The organism is Flavobacterium bizetiae (genome assembly GCF_902804475.1).
In the GTDB taxonomy this organism is placed as follows: Bacteria; Bacteroidota; Bacteroidia; order Flavobacteriales; family Flavobacteriaceae; genus Flavobacterium; species Flavobacterium bizetiae.
In genome coordinates this window covers 34,155-54,438 of sequence record NZ_CADCSU010000043.1, presented here as the reverse complement: position 1 = coordinate 54,438, position 20,284 = coordinate 34,155, and the positions used below count along the sequence as shown (strand labels likewise).

18 protein-coding genes and 1 pseudogene are annotated in these 20,284 nt (G+C 34.9%); 7 read left to right on the top strand and 12 right to left on the bottom strand.

Annotated elements, in window-relative coordinates; all coding sequences use genetic code 11:
* Positions 1-524: 524 nt before the first annotated feature.
* From FLACOL7796_RS03830 to FLACOL7796_RS03805, 6 genes are all read right to left on the bottom strand, one after another.
* Complete coding sequence (locus tag FLACOL7796_RS03830) at positions 525-1,313, bottom strand: helix-turn-helix domain-containing protein (RefSeq protein ID WP_173969507.1); 789 nt, start codon at positions 1,311-1,313, stop codon at positions 525-527.
* A gap of 15 nt (positions 1,314-1,328) precedes the next feature.
* The gene (locus tag FLACOL7796_RS03825; protein WP_173969506.1) at positions 1,329-2,462 is read right to left on the bottom strand and encodes an MBL fold metallo-hydrolase; all 1,134 of its coding nucleotides are present in this window, start codon (positions 2,460-2,462) and stop codon (positions 1,329-1,331) included.
* Positions 2,459-3,112, bottom strand: a complete 654-nt coding sequence (locus FLACOL7796_RS03820) for an NAD-dependent epimerase/dehydratase family protein (RefSeq protein ID WP_173969505.1) — start codon at positions 3,110-3,112, stop codon at positions 2,459-2,461. The genes FLACOL7796_RS03825 and FLACOL7796_RS03820 overlap by 4 nt, the downstream gene beginning before the upstream one ends.
* 2 nt (positions 3,113-3,114) lie before the next feature.
* Complete coding sequence (locus FLACOL7796_RS03815; protein WP_173969504.1) at positions 3,115-4,155, bottom strand: SDR family oxidoreductase; 1,041 nt, start codon at positions 4,153-4,155, stop codon at positions 3,115-3,117.
* 417 nt (positions 4,156-4,572) lie between these two features.
* Positions 4,573-5,379: an AraC family transcriptional regulator gene (locus FLACOL7796_RS03810; RefSeq protein ID WP_173969503.1), complete on the bottom strand. Its 807-nt coding sequence runs from the start codon at positions 5,377-5,379 to the stop codon at positions 4,573-4,575.
* A gap of 97 nt (positions 5,380-5,476) precedes the next feature.
* Positions 5,477-6,493, bottom strand: a complete 1,017-nt coding sequence (locus FLACOL7796_RS03805) for an SDR family NAD(P)-dependent oxidoreductase (protein WP_173969502.1) — start codon at positions 6,491-6,493, stop codon at positions 5,477-5,479.
* Positions 6,494-6,822: 329 nt separating this feature from the next.
* Between FLACOL7796_RS03805 and FLACOL7796_RS03800 the strand changes: the two genes are divergently transcribed.
* The gene (locus FLACOL7796_RS03800) at positions 6,823-9,243 is read left to right on the top strand and encodes a TonB-dependent receptor (protein WP_232067286.1); all 2,421 of its coding nucleotides are present in this window, start codon (positions 6,823-6,825) and stop codon (positions 9,241-9,243) included.
* 389 nt (positions 9,244-9,632) lie between these two features.
* Here the strand turns inward: FLACOL7796_RS03800 and FLACOL7796_RS03795 are convergent, their stop codons facing one another.
* A complete protein-coding gene (locus FLACOL7796_RS03795) occupies positions 9,633-10,751 on the bottom strand; it encodes a LytTR family transcriptional regulator DNA-binding domain-containing protein (protein ID WP_173969501.1) in 1,119 nt (372 codons plus the stop codon).
* A 323-nt stretch (positions 10,752-11,074) separates the two neighbouring features.
* Between FLACOL7796_RS03795 and FLACOL7796_RS03790 the strand changes: the two genes are divergently transcribed.
* The 5 genes from FLACOL7796_RS03790 to ku all read left to right on the top strand — a co-directional run bounded on the left by FLACOL7796_RS03790 (position 11,075) and on the right by ku (position 14,776).
* Positions 11,075-12,031: a heme-binding domain-containing protein gene (locus FLACOL7796_RS03790; protein WP_173969500.1), complete on the top strand. Its 957-nt coding sequence runs from the start codon at positions 11,075-11,077 to the stop codon at positions 12,029-12,031.
* Positions 12,032-12,033: 2 nt separating this feature from the next.
* A complete protein-coding gene (locus FLACOL7796_RS03785) occupies positions 12,034-12,513 on the top strand; it encodes a hypothetical protein (protein ID WP_173969499.1) in 480 nt (159 codons plus the stop codon).
* A 28-nt stretch (positions 12,514-12,541) separates the two neighbouring features.
* A complete protein-coding gene (locus FLACOL7796_RS03780; protein ID WP_173969498.1) occupies positions 12,542-13,303 on the top strand; it encodes an alpha/beta hydrolase in 762 nt (253 codons plus the stop codon).
* Positions 13,304-13,627: 324 nt separating this feature from the next.
* On the top strand, positions 13,628-13,996 hold the full coding sequence (locus FLACOL7796_RS03775; RefSeq protein ID WP_173969497.1) for a SpoIIAA family protein: 369 nt from the start codon (positions 13,628-13,630) through the stop codon (positions 13,994-13,996).
* A gap of 9 nt (positions 13,997-14,005) precedes the next feature.
* Positions 14,006-14,776 (top strand): non-homologous end joining protein Ku, encoded by a 771-nt coding sequence (gene ku / locus FLACOL7796_RS03770; RefSeq protein ID WP_173969496.1) that lies wholly within the window; start codon positions 14,006-14,008, stop codon positions 14,774-14,776.
* Positions 14,777-14,974: 198 nt separating this feature from the next.
* On the opposite strand, the gene ligD is transcribed toward ku, so the two are convergent.
* The 4 genes and pseudogenes from ligD to FLACOL7796_RS03755 all read right to left on the bottom strand — a co-directional run bounded on the left by ligD (position 14,975) and on the right by FLACOL7796_RS03755 (position 18,577).
* Complete coding sequence (ligD, locus tag FLACOL7796_RS03765) at positions 14,975-16,882, bottom strand: DNA ligase D (RefSeq protein WP_232067287.1); 1,908 nt, start codon at positions 16,880-16,882, stop codon at positions 14,975-14,977.
* Between the two features lie 279 nt (positions 16,883-17,161).
* Positions 17,162-17,539 (bottom strand): annotated as a pseudogene (locus tag FLACOL7796_RS24785) (DNA polymerase ligase N-terminal domain-containing protein); the annotation flags it as partial.
* Positions 17,526-18,080: a hypothetical protein gene (locus FLACOL7796_RS03760; protein ID WP_232067285.1), complete on the bottom strand. Its 555-nt coding sequence runs from the start codon at positions 18,078-18,080 to the stop codon at positions 17,526-17,528. The pseudogene FLACOL7796_RS24785 and the gene FLACOL7796_RS03760, both read right to left, overlap by 14 nt.
* A 5-nt stretch (positions 18,081-18,085) precedes the next feature.
* Positions 18,086-18,577: a hypothetical protein gene (locus FLACOL7796_RS03755; RefSeq protein WP_173969495.1), complete on the bottom strand. Its 492-nt coding sequence runs from the start codon at positions 18,575-18,577 to the stop codon at positions 18,086-18,088.
* A gap of 299 nt (positions 18,578-18,876) precedes the next feature.
* Between FLACOL7796_RS03755 and FLACOL7796_RS03750 the strand changes: the two genes are divergently transcribed.
* Positions 18,877-19,335 carry a response regulator gene (locus FLACOL7796_RS03750; protein WP_173969494.1) on the top strand — a complete coding sequence of 153 codons (459 nt, stop codon included), beginning with the start codon at positions 18,877-18,879 and terminating at the stop codon, positions 19,333-19,335.
* 74 nt (positions 19,336-19,409) lie between these two features.
* Here the strand turns inward: FLACOL7796_RS03750 and FLACOL7796_RS03745 are convergent, their stop codons facing one another.
* Entirely contained in the window at positions 19,410-20,261 is an 852-nt protein-coding gene (locus FLACOL7796_RS03745) for an outer membrane beta-barrel protein (protein WP_173969493.1), read from the bottom strand.
* Positions 20,262-20,284: the final 23 nt, after the last annotated feature.

Sequence of the window (20,284 nt, the reverse complement as noted above, 5' to 3'; positions counted from 1 at the left end):
AAAAGATTTTATTTTTTTGTTTCACGCAGATTTTAAAAGGATTTAAGCAGATTTGCGCAGATGATTATTAAAATAAATCTGTGATTATCTGCTGCAATCTGTGAAATGAGCGTGAAAAAGTATGTGTTTAAATTTTTGCCACAGTTTACAGGATTAAAAAGATTTTATTTTTTGTTTCACGCAGATTTTTAAAGTATTTAAGCAGATTTGCGCAGATGATTATTAAAAATTAAATCTGTGATTATCTGCTGCAATCTGTGAGATCTGCGTGAAAAAAACTTATTATTTAAACACATAGGAACATAATTTTTAGGATTGCTAAAAAAGGCGTTTCACTTTAAATATTACCGCATAGACTGTTCGCATAGCTATGTTTAAAAATCTAGATTTTTTAAACTACCTCAATTAGTAAAGCATTAAACCTATGTTTCTATGTGTTTAAAAATTTTTTCTCGCAGATCTCACAGATTGAGCAGATTGGTTTTTAATCTTTTTAATCTTGTAATCTGTGGCAAAAAAACAAACTACTTCTGCAATACAGCCGAAGGCGTGATACCGTATTTCTTCTTAAAAGCAAATGAAAAATGCGAGGGATCTTCGAAACCGAGATCGAGATAAATATCAGAAGGCTTTTTTCCTTTTTTCTCGATCAGGAAATAACCTTCCTGGAGTCTTCGCTGAATAAGCCACCGACTTGGAGTATCTGAAAAAATAGCGGCAAAATCGCGCTTGAAACCAGAAATGCTTCGGCCTGTGAGATAGGCAAAACGCTCCATGCTGATATTAAACTTATAATTGCGGTTCATATAGGCTTCGAGATCAATTTTTTCTGGTGGTGCAAAATCAAAAAGAATGTCGACTAATTGTGGATTTTCTTTTAAAAGAATCAAAAGCAATTCTTCGCGCTTGATGTTCGAAAATGTATCGTCGATTTCGCCTCCGTCATTGTAATATGGCATCAGCGAAAGAATAAAATTGGGCACTAAATCGCTTTTGTTGATGTGTACAAACGATGCTTCATTAATACTATTTTGACCAATTACTTTATGTTTTATGGCGAATTTTTCGAGAAAGTCGGTATCAAAAATAACAACAACTTTTTCGAATTCTCCGTCTTGCTTTTGTTTGTTGTACCGCGCCAGATGATTTTTACGAACGATGCAATATTCGCCGGGTTTTAGATGGTATTTGCTAATGCCGTCATAACCTTCGATCGTGCCTTTTGCGAGGTACAAAAAGAAATGTTCGGCAATGAATTGTTCCGGCGATATTTCCGGACCAATATAACAGCTTTTAATTTCGGTATATCTCATGGTTTGAAGCGTCTGTTAGTTGGAATTGTCTTTCCACCATTGTTTAAAAACTTTGTGCTCATCAAAAATAACGATTTCTCCGATAACAGGCGTAATCAGCGGAATCTGATATTTTGCGTTGAGTCGGTTAAGCTCGTTTAGCGGGGCGTTCCAGGTATGTTTGACCAGCGCAAATTTCGAATTATGAACAGGAACAATGCTTTTGGCTTGCAGATCTTTTGCGGCTTGCAGGGTTTCCTCGGGCAACATATGAATGTAATGCCAGGCTTTATCGTATTGTCCGTTTTCCATAATAGCAACATCAATAGGACCAAATTGTTTCCCGATTTCGGCAAAATGCGTGTCGTAACCGCCATCGCCGCTGTAATAGACCTTTAGCGTAGGCGAATTAATTAAAAAAGAAGCCCATAACGATTGATTTTGTTTTAAACCACGTCCTGATTTATGCCTTGCGGTCAAAGTATGAATGGTAAAGTTTTTTGCCACTACAACATCATCGTTCCAATCCTGTTCGATAATTTTGTCTTTTGGATATCCCCAGCGTTCAAAATGAGCGCCAACTCCCAAACCGCAAATCACGGTTTTTACTTTATCCTTAAGCGCCAGAACGGTTTCGTAATCAAGATGATCATAATGATCGTGCGAGATGAGTAAATAATCTATATTGGGTAAATCTTGCACGTGATACTTATTGGTTCCGTCGAAAACTTTTACGGTATTAGGCAGCGGAGACGCATTATCGCTAAAAATAGGATCGATTAGAATTTTCTTTCCGTCAATTTGCAAAAGGGCAGAAGAATGCCCAAACCATACTAAAAGATTCTGATCTGCAGGAAAATGTTTTAAATCTGTTTTTACAGACGGAATTCTTTTTGAAGGTTCTGTCGGAACGCTTTTATCGAAAATCTGCTTTTGTATTTCGCCCCAAAAACTATATCCCGGAGCCAATGTTGGCGTATAAATCGTATTCTGAAATTCTCCGTCTTTATAATGAGGTGATTTTTCAATTTTCACCATGCTTTTGGATGATGGTAAACTCCCGAAAGTTGCCTTTTGCATGTACAAAAAAGTAGCAATACCCAGAACTACTATTATTGCCAGGATTGTAATGAGTATGCGTTTTATTATTTTTAAGATTCGTTTCTTCATTCTAAATTAGCGGCTGTTAAAATATCTTTTGCTTCGAGTATTTTTTTAGGAAAACCTATTTTGGTCACTAAAATCATGGCGCGTCCTATTTCTCTGGTGGTGCATCCTGTATAAAACAAACCTAAAAAAGGCGAGAATAACGGAATATATTTATTATATCCTTTTAGCTGAGTTTGGGTTTTATCAGGTTTCATTAATCCTGGTCTAAAATTGTATTGTGCCTTAAAAGGCAAGGCTTGCAAAGCATTTTCGGTTTTTCCTTTTACGCGAGCCCACATTACTTTTCCGTTTTCAGAACTGTCTGTATGCGCTCCAGAAATAAAATTGAAGGTAAAGTTTAAGTTTTGTGCTAATAAAACTTTGGCAAAATGCAAGGTAGTATCGTACGTAATTTGCGTGTATTGCGTTTCATCTAATCCTACACTGCTAATTCCGGCGCAATAAAAACATGCATCATACCCAGAAAGCTGACTGTCATCGCTTTTCAGCGAAAGAAAATCAGGCACCAGATATTCTTTTAGTTTAGGATGCGATTTTCCGCTTGGTTTTCTTCCTACGTATAAAACTTGTTTTACCTCATTATTATTCAAACATTCTATCAAAACTCCTTCGCCTACCATTCCGGTGGCGCCTGTTACAATTACTTTCATATTTATACTTTAAGAGATTTCCATTTAATTAAACTAATTACGCTTGCCATAATTGCTTCTTCGTTATTTCTGGGTTTCCAGCCTAAAACGGTTTTCGCCTTTTCGTTACTGGCTTCGCGGTAAATACCTACCAATGGCAGAATGGCTTTTGCCTGATCGTTGAACAAAGCTGTTAAACGTATTATAAAGGTAGGTAAAGATTTTGTAGATGCTTTCCCGGCAACATAAGGCATTTTTATTTTTATGAGTTTCACTATTTCCAATAATGACATTGTGCCTCCGGCTAAGGCTAAAAAGCGTTGTCCTTTTGCATCAGGATTTTCCATTGCCAGAATGTGCAGTTCTGCTACATCTCTTACATCAACGATTCCTAATCGGATATCGGGAATTGCTTTCATGCTTCCGTCTAATAGTTTTTTCAGCATTTCAAAACCACTCGATAAATCAGCGCTTAACGACGGACCAAAGATTCCCATTGGGTTAATAACACTAAGTTCTAGCGATCCACCTTCGGTTTTCATAAAATTCCATGCGGCTTGTTCGGCCAGAACTTTAGATTTATTATAAGTCGAAAGTCCCTTTTCGTTCGGGTTTGTCCAGCTTTCCTCAGTAACAAGGCTATTCCGGTCTTTATGGCTATAACCTACAGCGCCAAAGTTTGATGTTATAACCACACGTTTTACACCTGCTTCGCGAGCGGCTTTCAAGACACGCAATGTTCCGTCTACCGCGGGACGAATCATTTCGTCTTCGTTTTTGGGCAATCTTAAAAATATAGGCGAAGCAATATGCAACACATACTGACAGCCAATCATGGCTTCGAGCCAGTTTTTATCTGACGTAAGATCAGCTTCGATAAAGTCCAGCTTACTAAAATCTGTAATGCCGCCATTTTTTAGCATTTCATAAATTTTGTCTTTTCCTGTAATCGAGCGAACGGTTGTTCGAACCTCATAACCACGGTTTAATAATTGCAAAATACTATGTATCGCTACAAAACCGGTTCCGCCTGTTACCAATACTTTTTGATGGGTATGTATCATTGATTGCATTTTTATGGTACAAAGATCTTAAGAATATTATCTGGTAACTTTGTTGAAAAGTCCAAAGTTGTTTTGTTGAGAGGTTCAGCAGGGAGGAATTAGATAATTAGGAAATTTGATAATTAGATAATGAGAGATGGGACGCGGATGACACGGATTCGCTTTGCGAAAGCACGGATTGTTGCGGATTTTTTATAGCAGGGTTTGTTGTTTTGTATGTCAGACTGAGCGAAGTCGAAGTCCCTCAATAAGACTACAGATAATTTTATCATGCCGATTTCTATAATAAAACCGAATCTTTTTTTCAGGAGCTAATCCCGCTATACGTTCCAATCTTTTGTGCCGAACCCCGGCACAAAAGGATTTCCTCTTCTATCGGGGCTAGGGTAAACCTGAAACCTAAAAGTTGAAACCAAATTATTCCCTTAGTGAAGTTGGGGCATAACCAAATTGCTTTTTAAAGGCATAAGAAAAATGAGATAAGTTTTCGAAACCAACTTCGTAATAAATCTCGATTGGCTTTTTCTTATTTTTAGATAATTGGTAATGCGCCAGTTCGAGTCTTTTTTTGGTAAGCCATTTTTGCGGCGTGGTATCAAAGTGTTTTTTAAAATCTCTATTAAAAGTAGATAAACTGCGACCGGTAAGATAGCCGAGTTTTTCCATTGGCATATTAAACATAAAATTGCGCTGCATAAAATCAATCAGATCTATTTTACCAGGTTCATCAAAATTAGCGAGGATATTATCGATTCCTTTGTCTATTTCTCTCAAAATACTAATGGCTTCAGTAATCTTTAAAGAAGCAAGGTTTTCAGGAAAATTACCTTCTATTTCGAAATAAGGAATTAACGAAGCCAGACAGCTTTCTAATAATGGATGATTGTTGTAATGGATGATTTTTTGTTCAGCAGTTCGGTTAGAATCTAAATCAATATTTTTGTAAAACTCTTTTAAACGTTTGGTCGAAAGATGCATAACCACCGTTTTGTGTGGCTGGCCATTTTTAGGATAATTGATAATAGTGGCCAATAAATTTCTCGGAATCAGAAAAATGTCTCCCGACTTAAAAGTAAAAACAGCATCGGCCTGAATGATTTTGGTTTCTCCTGAAATGAACCAAATAAGCATATGGTCGTCAAAAACTAAATCTGACTTAAAGAATTTATCTTCATAACACGAAAGCTTTATATCCTGAGTTAAATATTTTGACACATGTTCCATTGTAATAGTATTAATTTAACCACCAAATTTGCCCTTTTCAATCTATCAAAGATAACAATCTCTGGTGGTATTTATATTTTCAGCTAAGGCAGATTTACTAAATGCCAAATGTAATTCCTGTCATTCTTTCGCTTAAATCCCATAATCTTTTAGCATTATCGTGGTCTAATGAATAGGGTTGTACGCCACGAATAGTCGAAGGATCATCAAATCTATGTTCGATATTTCCTAAGTCAAGCTCAGCTACATTGGCATCTTCGCAATATACTCCGCCAATATTGTGTAACATTGGGCTTGTAGCACACCAGATGGTTGTTGCAGTTCCCTGCGGAATTGTTTTTAGCAAAGCAGCTACTTCCGGTTTAAGGTTGCCATCCTGATCGTGAGTTCCCATTTGTTTGAATAATTCGATCGGTTCTTCTCTTCCTAAATCCGTTCCTAAAACACTTCCCGGATGTAACGAATAAGCTCTGATATTGAATTCTTTGGCGCGATTGTCCAGTTCAAGTGCAAATAAATTACAAGCAGTCTTAGACTGTCCGTAACCTTGTAACGTATCATAATCGCGATGTATAAAATTAGGATCGTCAAAATTAAAAGGCGCCATCTGATGTCCGTAAGATGAAACGTTTAAAACTCTTGCTCCGTTTGCTTTTTTAAGTGCGGGAAATAATCTTAAAGTCAATTGAAATTGCCCCAAATAGTTGGTTACCAATTGCGATTCGTAACCACGATGATCTCTGCGCAAGGGCACCCACATAATTCCCGCATTATTGATCAATAAATGCAATGGTCTTTTTGAAGATAAAAATTTTAAAGCAAATGCATCAATAGATTCCGGATTCATGAAGTCCAGCGATTCTATTTCTACATTGGCAATTCCGCTTAGATTTTTTTCGGCTTTAGCCAAATCCCTGGCAGCAACAATTACTGTGGCTCCAGCGTTAGAAAGTGTTTTGGTAGTTTCTAAACCAATTCCGGTATGTCCGCCCGTTACAATGGCAATTTTTCCCGTAAGGTCAATTCCTTTGATGATTTCTCCTGATGTTGATTGTGCATTAAATCCTGAATTAAGAGGTTTTTGTAATGCTCCGTAATAATTATTTGTTTCCATTTTTTCTAAATGTTATTTGTTATGGGAGCAAAGTTATAGCGGCATTATTTTTTGCATTTTGTTTAAAAAGTCAATTTTACTTTGTTTAAAACGTCATTTGAAAAGGACCTTTAAGCAAGAAACAATTTTTCAAATTACAGCTAATGTATCTTCTTTTTTACCTAATAAAAATTTTACGTAATAAATTTCTTAAAGCCTTGTTTTAGTGTTTTTTTTACGGTTATTTAAATGCAATTATTTCGAAAAAAATTGATGATTTGCTGTTGATTGATAACAAAAAATATTGTTCATTTGCGCCTTAATTTAGAATTGGTTTAAATAATAATAACATGAAAACAAAAATAGTATCAACTTCCTCTTTCATAAGAACTTCAGGAAGAATGATCGCAAATCTAAAACAGCAATTTAATTTCGTTATTGTAGTTGGTTTATTAATGAGCGGAGGATTTCTTCAGGCTCAGACTTCAGATACAGGACAAATATCCGGAACTATTATTACCAATGACGGAAATGCAAATCAGGGTGTTATTGTTAAATTAATTGAAATTAGTAAAAGCGCGGTAACAAACGCATCTGGTAATTATGAGTTTAAAAAGTTGCCTTTTGGTACCTATACGCTCGAAGTTACAATGTCAGGTTACGCATCTTCTACAGAAACAGCTGAGATTAAAGCAGAGGCGCCATCAGCGAAAGTAGATATCAGAGTAAATTCATCTGTAGAAAATCTTGAAGATGTTGTCATTCGTACCGGTGGAAATCGTTTTGCCAAAAAAGAAAGTATCGATGTGGCAAAAATGCCGCTTAAAAATATCGAAAACTCTCAGGTTTACATTATTGTGAGTAAAGAGTTAATGAAAGAACAGGTTATTACAGATTATAACAGTGCCTTTAAAAACGTTCCGGGAGCTGGTATTGCTGAGGTAAGAAACCAAGGACGAACGACTTCTATATCAAGAGGTTTCCCAACGCCACAGTTGGTTAGAAACGGAGTTGGAAGTTTTACGTATACTACAATCGATCCTTCGAACCTGGAGCGTATCGAAGTGATCAAAGGACCATCGGCAACACTTTTTGGAAGTACTTTATCTTCTTTTGGAGGATTGTTTAATCGTGTGACCAAAAAGCCTTTTGATAGTTTTAAAGGCGAAATATCATATTCAGCAGCAAGTTGGGATTTAAACCGATTTACAGCAGATGTGAATACGCCATTAAATAAAGATAAAACTGCCTTGTTAAGAATGAATACTGCTTTTCATAGCGAAAGAAGTTTTCAGGATGCCGGATTTAATAGAAATTTTTCTTTTGCTCCAAGTTTTTCATATGAAATCAATGATCGTTTAACGCTTTTAATCGATGCAGAATTTAGTATGTACAAAGCAACTTCTCCAACCAGATTGGCACCATTTGTTGTAAAAAACACCGAAAGTAGTATCGAAGCACTTGATATTCCGTATAAATTGTCTTTTGCCAATAATACCATTAATTATACAAGTCAGCAATATAATGTTTTTGCACAGTTAAAATATAAAATGACCGATCAGTGGACGTCTCAAACGGTTATATCCAGAACAAGATCTTCATCTGAGGGGTATACCGTGGCGTTACAAATGATGTCTCCAACAACATTAAGACAACAAGTTACGTATCAGGATTCTCCTTTTTACGGAACAGATATTCAGCAGAATTTCATTGGTATTTTTAACATTGGTAAACTAAAAAACAGGGTAGTGGCAGGTGTCGATTTTTACAGTCTTCGTGCAACTCGTAACGATGCCATCGTAAATATGCCAGCCATGGATTATAAAAAACCGGGCGACGCTTACAACAATTTCAATTTAGATAAAGTGGCCCCTATGTTTACTGATCCTAAAGTAAAATTCACTAATTATGTGGCGAATAATGAAAACACGTATAGTGCCTATGTTTCTGATTTTTTGAACGTTACGGACAAATTATTGGTAATGGGAGGAATTCGTGTAGACCGATACGAAAATAAAGGAACGTATTACCCAAGCAAGGATTCTATTGCAGGAAATTACAATCAGACGGCATTTTCACCAAAATTTGGAGTGGTGTATCAACTTATGAAAGATAAGATTGCGGTTTTTGGTAATTATATGAATGGTTTTAGCAACGTTTCAGGTTCTGATTTTGACGGAAACACGTTCAAACCAAATCAGGCGAATCAATATGAAGGAGGTTTTAAATTTGATTTGAACAAAATATCAGCGACACTTAGCTATTATGATATTCAGGTTACAAACATTACACGTGATGATCCTGATCATATCAATTTCTCTATTCAGGACGGAACTCAGGTAAGTAAAGGTTTTGAAGCTGAGTTGATCGCCAATCCTATTTCTGGATTAAATATCGTGGCAGGTTATACGTATAATGATAGTAAATTCGAAAAAAGTAATGCCAGTGTTCAGGGTTTACGACCATCTACGGCAGGATCTCCAAGAACGGCGAATTTATGGGCAAGTTATAGAATTGTAAATGGTCCTGCGCAAGGTTTAGGATTTGGTTTTGGAGGTATTTATGGTAGCGAATATTACCAGACGAATACCGCAACATTCAAATTTTCTATTCCGTCGTACACTGTTTTAGATGCTTCGCTTTTTTACGATCAGCCTAAATACCGACTTGGAATTAAAGTGGATAATTTAACGAATGAAAAGTATTGGTCGTACAGACTAGCGGCTCAAAACCCAACACGTGTTACAGCCAACATTACATTTAAATTCTAAGTTATTTATTTCAGATCAATAATTTTAAATATAGAAAAAGGGGAATATTTCATTTTTGGAATATTCCTCTTTTTTATTGTTTGAATTTTATATTTCGCCCCGCTGAGGCTCTTTGCTTTTGTGGCTTAATTTTCTATAAATATGTCGTCCCTCTGGTTTTCTATAAATATGTCATCCCTCCGGGACTTAAAATCAACTGTTTTTTTGATTTCTAAATATATTTATCAGCAAAGCTCCATAGGAGCGATATATTTATAGCTATTTGATATTGATTCAGAATTAAGCTCCAGCGGAGCGACATATAAATTTTAGATATTCAATGTTTTTTATTGTACGGTTTAATTTCTATAAATATGTCGTTTCTTTAGGGATTGAAACATTTCCTTTTGCTATTTATTCAACCATGCTTTAAACTCAGCAGCTTTGTTTTTACTAATAATGACATCGATTTGAGATTTCGGCACAACTTCAATTTTCAACTGATTATTGCCGTATTTGAGTATTTTATCTATCGATTTTATTGCCAGAATAAATTGTCTGTTGGCTCTGAAAAAAGTGGAGTTGTCTAATTCGCTATAAATTTCTTCTAGGCTGCTATTACTTGTCGAGACTTTTCCGTTTATATCTTTCACATAAGTAATCGTATTTTCCATGTAGATATAAGCGATTTGTTCTATTTCGAGCGAGACGATTTCGTTTTTCAGATTCGTTAGAATTCTCTTTTTATTCGTACCGGCAATCGCAACATCCTGAACCTTTAATTGTTCATTCGATTCCAGTTTAGATTTATAATTCGTTAAATCATAATTGAGTTTCGAAAGGCTTAAAACTTCATTAAAAAGGTTTTCATTTTTCTGTTCCAGTTTTCTTTCATAACGGCTTCCAAAAAGGCGGATCATAAAAAATGAAAGCAAAACAATCAAAGCGCCTGTACTAATGTAAACGAGAATAAAGTAGAATTTTAGATCCTGTACTTGTTTATTAATGCTTTGAAGATTGGCATGCGAAGCAATAATCCAATCGGTGTCTTTAACGGGATAGAGGTAGATAATTTCAGAATCTATTTTTGGATCATTATAATTTCGAATTCCGCCGCCTTCGGTTTTATTTTTTAAGTACGAATAAAAATCTTCTGGGTTTACTTCGTTATGCGTTGTCGAAATAAATGATTCGTCTGGTCCGGTCATTCGTCCAATTTTTTCCGGATTTGGATGGCATATTTCTTTTCCTGTCTGATCAAACATGCAAATGAATCCGGTTTGAGTATCGGTTTTTTCAATGCTTTGCTGAACATTATTGATGATGACTTTTTTATCAGCATTTTGTTGTGCTTGCAAAGAAATAAGGTTGGCCATTTCTTTGGCTTCTCTTTTACTGGATTCGATCTGGATTTTTAGAAATTGTTCTGTACTCAGATTGACCAAATAGTTCATACTAAAGTATCCGCAAATGTATACGACTACCAATAATGATAAAAAAGTAAAAAGATAAAGCTTGTCTTTTTTCATGGGAAATTTTTGTATTCAGGATTCAAATTTAATTAATAATAATGGGTTGGGTATAATTATTTTCAATACTCAAAAATAGCATTCGATAGTAATTCCTATAATGAAGCTATCCAATAGAGAAAGTCAAATTCCGTTCGATTCTGTTTATTCCCTTTTAAGTTCATTTTTTCCCTTTTGCGCATTTTTTGTTGATTCCATTGGGGTTTCAGCGCTTTATTTGCACTATCAAATTGTAAAACGAGAGCATTTTTGTTCAGCTTCATTTTGATGAACAGATTAAAATAAAGATTAAAATTCAGCCATTAAACAGAAAAACCAACGATATGAAAAAGCAAAAAATATATAAAAGAAAGATCATCATGATTCCGTTATTCCTCTTATTTGGAATTTTTGCAACCGTACAATCTTTACGACCTGAAATTACAAATCCGCCAGTAACGGGAGAGGTAAAAGTACCTCACGAAGTACAAACTATCTTAAGAAATTCTTGTTATGATTGCCATTCAAACCAGACTAATTTAACCTGGTATGATAAAATAGTTCCGGCGTCTTGGCTGGTGGCGCAACATATTAAAGACGGCAGAAACGGACTCAACTTTTCTGAATGGGATAAACTATCACCTGCAGACCAAAAAGCAAAACTTTGGGAATCTGTGAATCAGGTTTCTCAGGGAGCAATGCCTTTGCAGAGTTATACATTGGCACATCCGCAGGCTAAACTTTCTCAAAATGATATCAAAGTACTTCAAAATTATATATGGAGTTTACGAGTGAATAATAAACCTCAGGATACGGCTAAAATAGAGGCTCTGAATGATCAGTCTGCAGCATTAAAAAAGGTTGAAAACTCAGCAAAAATACCTCAAACGCCAAACGGAATTGCTTATGTAGCTGATTATAAAAACTGGGCTGTTGTAAGTACAACGCAACGTCTGGATAACGGAACCATGCGAATTATTTACGGAAATGATATTGCGATAAAAGCAATTAAAGAAAAGAAAATTAATCCCTGGCCCGACGGAGCAATTTTAGCGAAAGCGGCTTATGAAGAAATTGAAGATGAGGACGGGAATATTTCTCAGGGCGCTTTTAAACAAGTAGAATTTATGAGTAAAGATCATAAGAAATACAAGAAAACAAACGGTTGGGGATTTTCGCGCTTTAAAACCACCGAACTGATTCCGTACGGTAAAAGGGCAGATTTTGTAATCGAATGTATGAATTGCCACAAACCTATGGAGAAAAACGATTATGTATTCACACTTCCAATACGTCAATAAACATGAAAACGATACTTTATTTTACCGCCATTATTTCTTTCTTTTTCCTTTTGGGATGCTCAGATAAAACCAATGAAAATGCTTTGAATAAAGAAGCTTCGTTACCGGACAATATGCTGGATAAAGTTTCCGGTTTGGAGGTCATCAATTCTTCTATCAACAATAAAAAACACACTACAGCATTATTGTACGGCAATCAAATAGCCATTGAGAGGATTGAAACAAATAGTTCTCATTTGCAGAAGGGCGAAAAACTGATTTGCATTACATGGCATCAAAAACCCGATCCTAACTGGATTGGAGCCATTATCCCTGGTAAGTTATTATCTATTGAAATTTTGGAATCTGTGGGAGAAAAAGAGGATTTTAAATATCAAAAATTTGAAGAGAATACGATGATACTTCAAAAAGATACACTTGGTAATTCGCATCGAATTGGGCTTTTACTGAATCAAAAAAGGGCAATTGTGCCTGAATTATAAATTAAATAAACACTAAATAATTAAACAAATGAAAACAATTAAAATTTTAGCTTTTGCTGTTTTTGTATCTCTTAGTAGTATAAAAATGTATTCACAGGAAACAACATCAAATAAACCAACAATCATTTTTGTTCACGGAATCTGGGCAGACGGATCTTCGTTTACCAATCAAATTGTGGCTTTGCAGGCAAAAGGATATCCCGTAATTTCGGTTCAAAATCCAATTACATCATTGGCAGATGATGTTGCTGCTACCAAAAGAGCGATTGCGCAGGCGAAAGGAAATGTTATTTTAGTGGGACATTCGTGGGGAGGTTTTGTGATTACACAAGCCGGAAACGACCCTAAAGTAAAAGGTTTGGTTTTTGTTGCGGCATTGGTTCCTGATTTAGGAGAAACAATTCCTGCTTTATCTGTGCAAGGCCCTGCGATTACGCTTAGCAATTATTTAGAGCCTTTGGATGGTTTTGTTTATTTGTCGAAAGCGGGAGTTAAAGAAGTTTTTGCTCAGGATCTTAAAGAGAAAGACCAAAACCTGATTTATGCAACACAAACTCCTGCAAAACAAGGTGTTTTTGCAGATAAAAGCGGAGAACCTGCCTGGAAAACAAAACCAAGCTGGTATATTTTAGCTAAAAGCGATAAATCGATAAGCCCGGAATTAGAACGATTTATGGCAAAAAGAGCGAATGCGAAAACAACAGAAATTGAAGCAAGCCATGTGGTAATGCTTTCGCACCCAACAGAAGTTTTACGTATTATTGAAGAAGCTGCAACAGCAAAGAAATAAATTATTTTAAAGGTTAATTATAAACTCCAAAGTCATTTGATTTTGGAGTTTTTTTATGAAGTGTTATTTGACGAAACCTATTTTGTTATAATTAAGGTTTCACGCAGATTTGAAAGGATTTATGCAGATTAGCGCCGATTATTATTTTGAATAAAATCTGCTTAATCTGCGTGAAAAATTTTTGATTGTTTTTAACTGATAAATACATTGTTGAAGTTTTGTAATCTCTGCCCATAATCGTGTAAGATTTTCTGATGTGTTGTGAATTAATTTTAACCCTCTGTAAAAGAAAATATTAGAACAACAAATCAAACTATAATCATTATGATACATAAAATAGAAACAGCCAAAAATTTAATTGCTTTTAGAGCTCTTGGTCAGGTAACAACTGCTGATTTTAAGAGTGTTGTATTGCCTGAGTTAGAAGGTTTATCCAAACAATCAAATGAAATAAATTTTTTATTTGCGTTGGATACGGATGTTCAGAGTTTTACTGAAAATGTATGGTTTCAGGATGCTGTTTTGGGATTGCAACAATTTGAAAACTGGAACAGGGTTGCGATTGTTTCAGACTCTGAAGAGATGAATTTTAATGACAAATTTACATTTAACAGCACGGGAGAATTACGTGGTTTTAAAAAGTTAGCTTTCAATAAAGCCCTGAAATGGGTCGAAGGAAATTCAATTTTATAAACTAAAGTTATGAGAGCAATTTGGACAGGATCGATAAGTTTTGGGTTAATTAATATTCCCATTAAAATATTTTCTGCGGTGCAGGAAAGCAGTATTGACATGGATATGCTGGATGAAAAAGATCACGCCAACATCAAATTCAAAAGGGTAAATGAAAATACCGGAAAAGAAGTGGCGTACGCCAATATTGTAAAAGGATATAAAATAGATGATAAATATGTTATTCTTGAAGATGCGGATTTTGAGGCAGCAGATGCTGAGAAAACCAAAACGATTAACATTCAGAGTTTTGCTTTAGAAACAGAAATTAATAGTATTTACTATGAACAACCGTATTATCTTGAGCCTGATAAAGGCGCTATGAATGCGTATGCTTTGCTTAGAGATGCGCTTGAAGCGTCAGGAAAAGTAGGGGTAACGAGTTTTGTTTTGCGCAATAAAGAAAGCCTGGCGATTTTGAAACCGTACAAAAATGTAATTCTTTTAAACCGAATTCGTTTTGAGCAGGAAATACGAGATACATCAGAATTAAAATTACCTGCAGCGTCTAAAAAAGCTACAAAAGAAATGGATATGGCCGAAAAACTGATCGATCAGCTTACAGAAAAATTCGATATCAGCGCTTACAAAGATGAATATACCGCGAAGCTTTTGCAAATTATAAAGAACAAAGCAAAAGGTAAAAAACAAGCCGCTCCAAAATTAAAAGTCGTTCACAAACAAAGCGATGATTTAATGGCAATGCTAAAAGCAAGTCTGGAAAAAAAGAAATCCTCTTAGTTACTTCAGGTTGCTAGTTAATAAATGTAGTCCCTACGGGACACAAAAACGGCATAAATAAATTGATTTCTACCAATATTTAATCTCTCCGAGATATTTTTTATTACTCCGAAGGAGTTAAATATTGGTAGAATTAACGAATGGTACACCCTGGAAATATCCCGGAGGAATTATACTTTTTAGTAACGATTTTATTTATTAGTTAGGATTTCTATTTTCCAGTTTGTGTAGTATCTTTTTGATGTTGGCACCTTTTCCTAAAACGGGTTGCCATAAATCTCCTTTTTTCTCAAAACGTTTCAATACATTTTTGATGGTAAACTGCGAAGGATGCAGTTTCGAATTTACTTCGCTCCATTCTAAAGGAGTAGAAACTGTTGCTCCGTGCTTAGGTCTTACAGAATAAGGCGAAGCCAAAGTTTGTCCGCGTCGGTTTTGTAAATAATCGATATAGATTTTATGGTTTCTTTTTTTAATGCTTCGTTCTAAAGAAGTTGTTTTGGGTAAACGTGAATGAATGTCGGTAGCCAGTAATTCTCCGAAGATTTTAATCGAATCGTAATCGTATTGTGCGCCAAGCGGAATGTAAACGTGTAATCCGGTTGCGCCAGAAGTCTTGCAATAACAATCGGTTTCGAGTTCGTCGAGAACTTCTTTTACGGTTAAAGCAGTTTTTACCACTTCCTGAAAATCATCTTTGTCAGGATCAATATCAATAACGAGCCAATCCGGATTTTCGATGTGTTTAATGGTAGAATTCCAAGGATTCATTTCGATACAGCCTAAATTCGCCATATAGAGCAAAGTTGCTTTATCATTACAAATCAAATAATTAAGATATTCTTCATTCGATTCTGAAAATATTTTTTTGGTTTTCAGCCAATCCGGAACTTTGTCTACAGCGACATCTTTTTGATAAAATCCCGGTGCATTAATTCCGTTAGGAAAACGATTCATCGATTGCGGCCGATCTTTAAGATACGGAAGAATCAAATCAGCGACTTCATTATAATACTGCACGATTTCTCCTTTGGTAATACCATCTTCAGGAAAATAAATCTTGTTTTGATTGGTTAAATGCAAAGTAGTTTTCCCAATTTTTAAGTCGTAATCGTTTTCTGTTGCAGGGGTTGGTTCTTCTTTCATTTTTTCTTCTTTTAAAATTTTATCCGGTTTAACCTCTAATTCAACATTTGATTTATTGTTTGAAGGAACAAAAACTTCATTGGCTTTTTTATCAATTCTCAAACCCAGATATACGGGATGTCTTAAATGTTTGTCATTCGTCCATTCTGAAAATTTAACCTGACAAACCAGTTTCGGTTTTACCCATTGAATTTGATCTCTCAGGACTACTTTTTCGCTAAGCGGAGATTCATTCACAAAATGAGGTTTTAGCTTTGTATACAATTCTTTTAATGTTGCATCTGTAAAACCGGTGCCGCATTTCCCAATAAACTGAAGCCTTTTTCCGTAATATTGCCCGAGTAAAATGGCACCAAAATATTTTCTGGAATTCTTAGGCTGCGTGATTCCGATGATAATGGCTTCTTCTTCATTCGAAATTTTAATTTTAAGCCAGTCGCTGCTTCTTTTATTTGGGATATAAGTACTATCGGCTTTTTTGGCAATAATTCCTTCGCCTTTGTTTTTTATCGAAAGATCAAATTGCTTCAAACCTTTTTCTATGGTATGTTCTGAGTAAAAAACATTGGTGAAATCATATTTATTAAAGAGAATTTTCAAAAGCTCTTTTCTTTCAAGCAACGACAAATCAGTGATGAGATTTCCATCTAAATTAAGAAGATCAAAAACATAGTATTTTAGCGTTCCAAAACCCGTTTTCAGATAGTTTTGAAGCAGCTGAAAATTAGCTTTTCCGTTTTCGTCTTCTACCACAATTTCGCCGTCTAAAACTGCAATATGATCTATTTTTTGTAATTCATCTGCAATGGGTTTAAAATTAGTATTAAAAGATAATTCATTTCGGCTAAATAATTGCACATCAGTAGGATTAATTACAGCAATTGTCCTATATCCATCGTATTTATTTTCGAATACCCAATTGGTATCATCAAATGCTTTTTCTTTGGTATTCGCTAACATGGGTTTAATGAAAACGGCAGGAGTTTCAGCGGATGAATTACTTTTTTTCGAAGCTTTTTTTTCAGAGCTATTCTGATCCATTTTTTTGGATTTTTTCTCTAATTCTTCTAAAGTCCTGTCTGTTATAACCGATTTATTTTTGTTTAATATATCGCTTTCTGTAGCATACGGATCTTGTTTTTTAATGAGTAACCATGCATTTTCCTGTTTGCCTTTTAGTTTGATGAGTGAGAATTCTCCCTTTAGTTTTTTTCCTTTTAAAATAAAACTCAAATGACCTTTTTTAAGATCTGCGAGTAATGCTTTTTCAGGATTTTGAGTAGGCTCATCTGGGGTATAAGTGCCATTATCCCAAACAATAACATTTCCGGCACCGTAGTTTCCGGCCGGAATTGTGCCTTCAAAATCTTTATAACTATAAGGATGATCTTCGACCATCATCGCCAAACGTTTATCGTCAGGATTCATCTACGGACCTTTGGGAATCGCCCAGCTTTTGAGCACTCCATCCATCTCGAGTCTAAAATCGTAATGCAAATGCGAAGCGGCGTGTTTTTGCACCACGAAAATCAATTTGCTGGCTGATTTTTCGACCTTTCCTTTTGGTTCCAGAGTTTGTTTAAAATCTCTTTTTTGATTGTATTTAGACAGTGACATGGGCGTTTGTTAAGATTAAAACAGTTAATGAAAGAGCATAAATCCCTGCTGCAACAAGACCGAAAATGATATGGGCCAAAAGCAACTGAAAATAATAACCTTTAAAATCGATTTTGGGCTTATGATCGCTCATTTTAAACATGATCATCCAACCCAAAATGCCAATGATTCCGCTGGTAAAACCTAGTAAAAAAGCGATTAAAAAGGAAAGTGGTAAAATCTCGTTTACCCATAAAAAGTAATAGGATAAAACGAACAAAAAGCCTATAAAATAATGTAATATCCAGGCTAATGTTTCTTTTGTATTAGGGGATAATTCAAGATGCAGTTTGCTTAACATAAAAGTTAATAAAACCGGTTCTTTGTACAATTCCCGAAAGCTTTCTGATACAATATAACTGAATAATGTCATGGCAGATGTGGCTGCGATGGTAACAATTATTAGTTGAAAAAAAGTATAGATATCCATGATTCCCTGATTTATGATTGATAAAAAAGTAAATAAACCATTCAGGTAGAATGGTTTATTTGAGTAAAGCATTGTGCTTAAAACTTTCTTGGATTATTTACCGGATCTTTTTCTTCAAGATCCTGATCGATGTCGTATTCCTGATCAAGTTCGTCTTGTTTCAAATGGTCTGTGGCAAAATTATCGGGATCACGATCATTTTCGTCATATTTTTCTATAAGATCATCGTCAAGATCACTTTCGTCAAGATCTTCATCTGGATCTTCTTCAAAATAGTCATCGTCTTCGTTTTCTCTGTCAAGGGCATCAGCGAAATTATCATCTAAATCATCAGGATCTTCCTCCTGATTAAAGAATTGATCTTCCTCTGCATCATATTCTTCATCCATTCTTTTTTGATATTCGTCGACATAACTTTCGTCACTTTGGTCATTATTGTTATTTACGGCGTAGATATCGTTTTGTGTTTGATCAGCCGCCAGATGAATATCATCTTCGGGATGAAGAATGCGATCGTCTTTAAGGTAACTTCCTATATGTCCGCTTGTTTTATGGTTTGAAGTATTCATAGCTATTTGAGTTTAAATTATTAGATAATTAAAATTCATTTTTTCTGATTCTAAATGTCTCACTCAAAATTAGTTAGGAAGTAGTCGTATTTACTTATAAAATTTGAAATAGTAATTATATAATTAACAGTATTTTAGCTTTTATAAAAGGAAATTCTTAATGATTTTGCCATAAATGAAAATTATATAAGCAGAAAAGAAGATTTTGTAAGTAATTTTTGGTCAATTTTTAAAATATTTGAATAGAATTAAGTACGGGAAGTTATGTGCCTGTAGTTAAGAATTTAAATGTATTTGTTATGAATAAAAAAGGACCCATAGTAGTAATAGAGAATAAGCAGGAAGATCGAAAATTATTTATTGAGGTTTTTAGTGAACTCAATTACGCCAACCCAATCATATATTTTAATACCGCCGAAACGGCTTGCAATTATATGCTTCGTCATCAGATTAAGCCTTTTTTGGTGTTTTCTGATATTGTTTTGCTGAATGTTATGAATTATAAAGTGATGGAAACGAATCCGGATAATAATGGAGTAGGGACGATATTCAATTGTCCGTACTTGTTTTTTACCACTTTGTTTGAGCAAAGTTTTGTAATCGATCCGTATTCTCTGCCAACGCACAGTTATTTTGTGAGACCTTTTGATTATGTGAAGTTCAAAGAGGTTATCAAAACTATTATAGAATATTGGCGAAAACCAAAATCTATTGCGCAGTACAATAAGATCGAGATTAAATCGGTTAAGATTGAATAAGCTTTAATAAAAAAATCCATTCGCCGCAACGAATGGATTTTTTAGTTTTAAGAATTTGTGTGATTGAATTTACATTATCGAATCGCATATCTTAGTTTAAGTCCGTAAGAAACCAATCTGACATCATTTGAAAAAGAAGAGTCAAGTATGCTGTTGTATTGCAACTGCACAGGTAATTGCGGATTGTATTGTACCAGATTTTTGCTTCCTTTATTATCATAAACATTATTCAAACCGTAGTCCAAATAAAGTCCGATATAAATAGCACTGCGATCACCAATTTTTTGTTTTAAACCAGTTTCGAATGTAGCAGAATAAGATACCTCTGTATTTAGATCTTGTTTGCTTGTTTTTAGATCGTTTACATTTTCAAAACCAGCAAATGCAGGACTAAACAATTCTACATTATATTGCGGATAATACCCGCTTGTAGTAAGGTTCTGGAAAGTACTTTGGTAAGTTCCGTTTGTCGCGAAACCTATTTTAGCTCCTGCTGCAACATATAATTTTGTATCTCCGGGAGTTTCAAACTGAATACCAATTGGAATGTTGATGTATCCCAGTTTTTGTTCCTCTCTTAAATTAGTTGCTTTGTATCTAAATTGAAAAGCTTCATTTTCAGCATCAATAGCATTGTATTGTCCGTTAAAAAAGCCATACTTTACATCAGAATTATAGGTTTGATATTCGACACCAATACCAATACTTAAACCTTCATTTAAGTAATAAGAATAGCGAATTCCTGCATTTATACCGTTTCCGGGTACTACATCTCCGCCAGAATTATACTTTAGAAATGAAAAAGGTCCTCCTACAGCTATTGATAATTCTTGTTTTCTGTCCTGAGCATAACTGTTTAGGCAAGTTCCTAAAAGTAGTGTAACGATCGACAGTGATGTTATATAGTTTCGTATATATTTTTTCATCTTATTTTTTATTATGCCAGTAC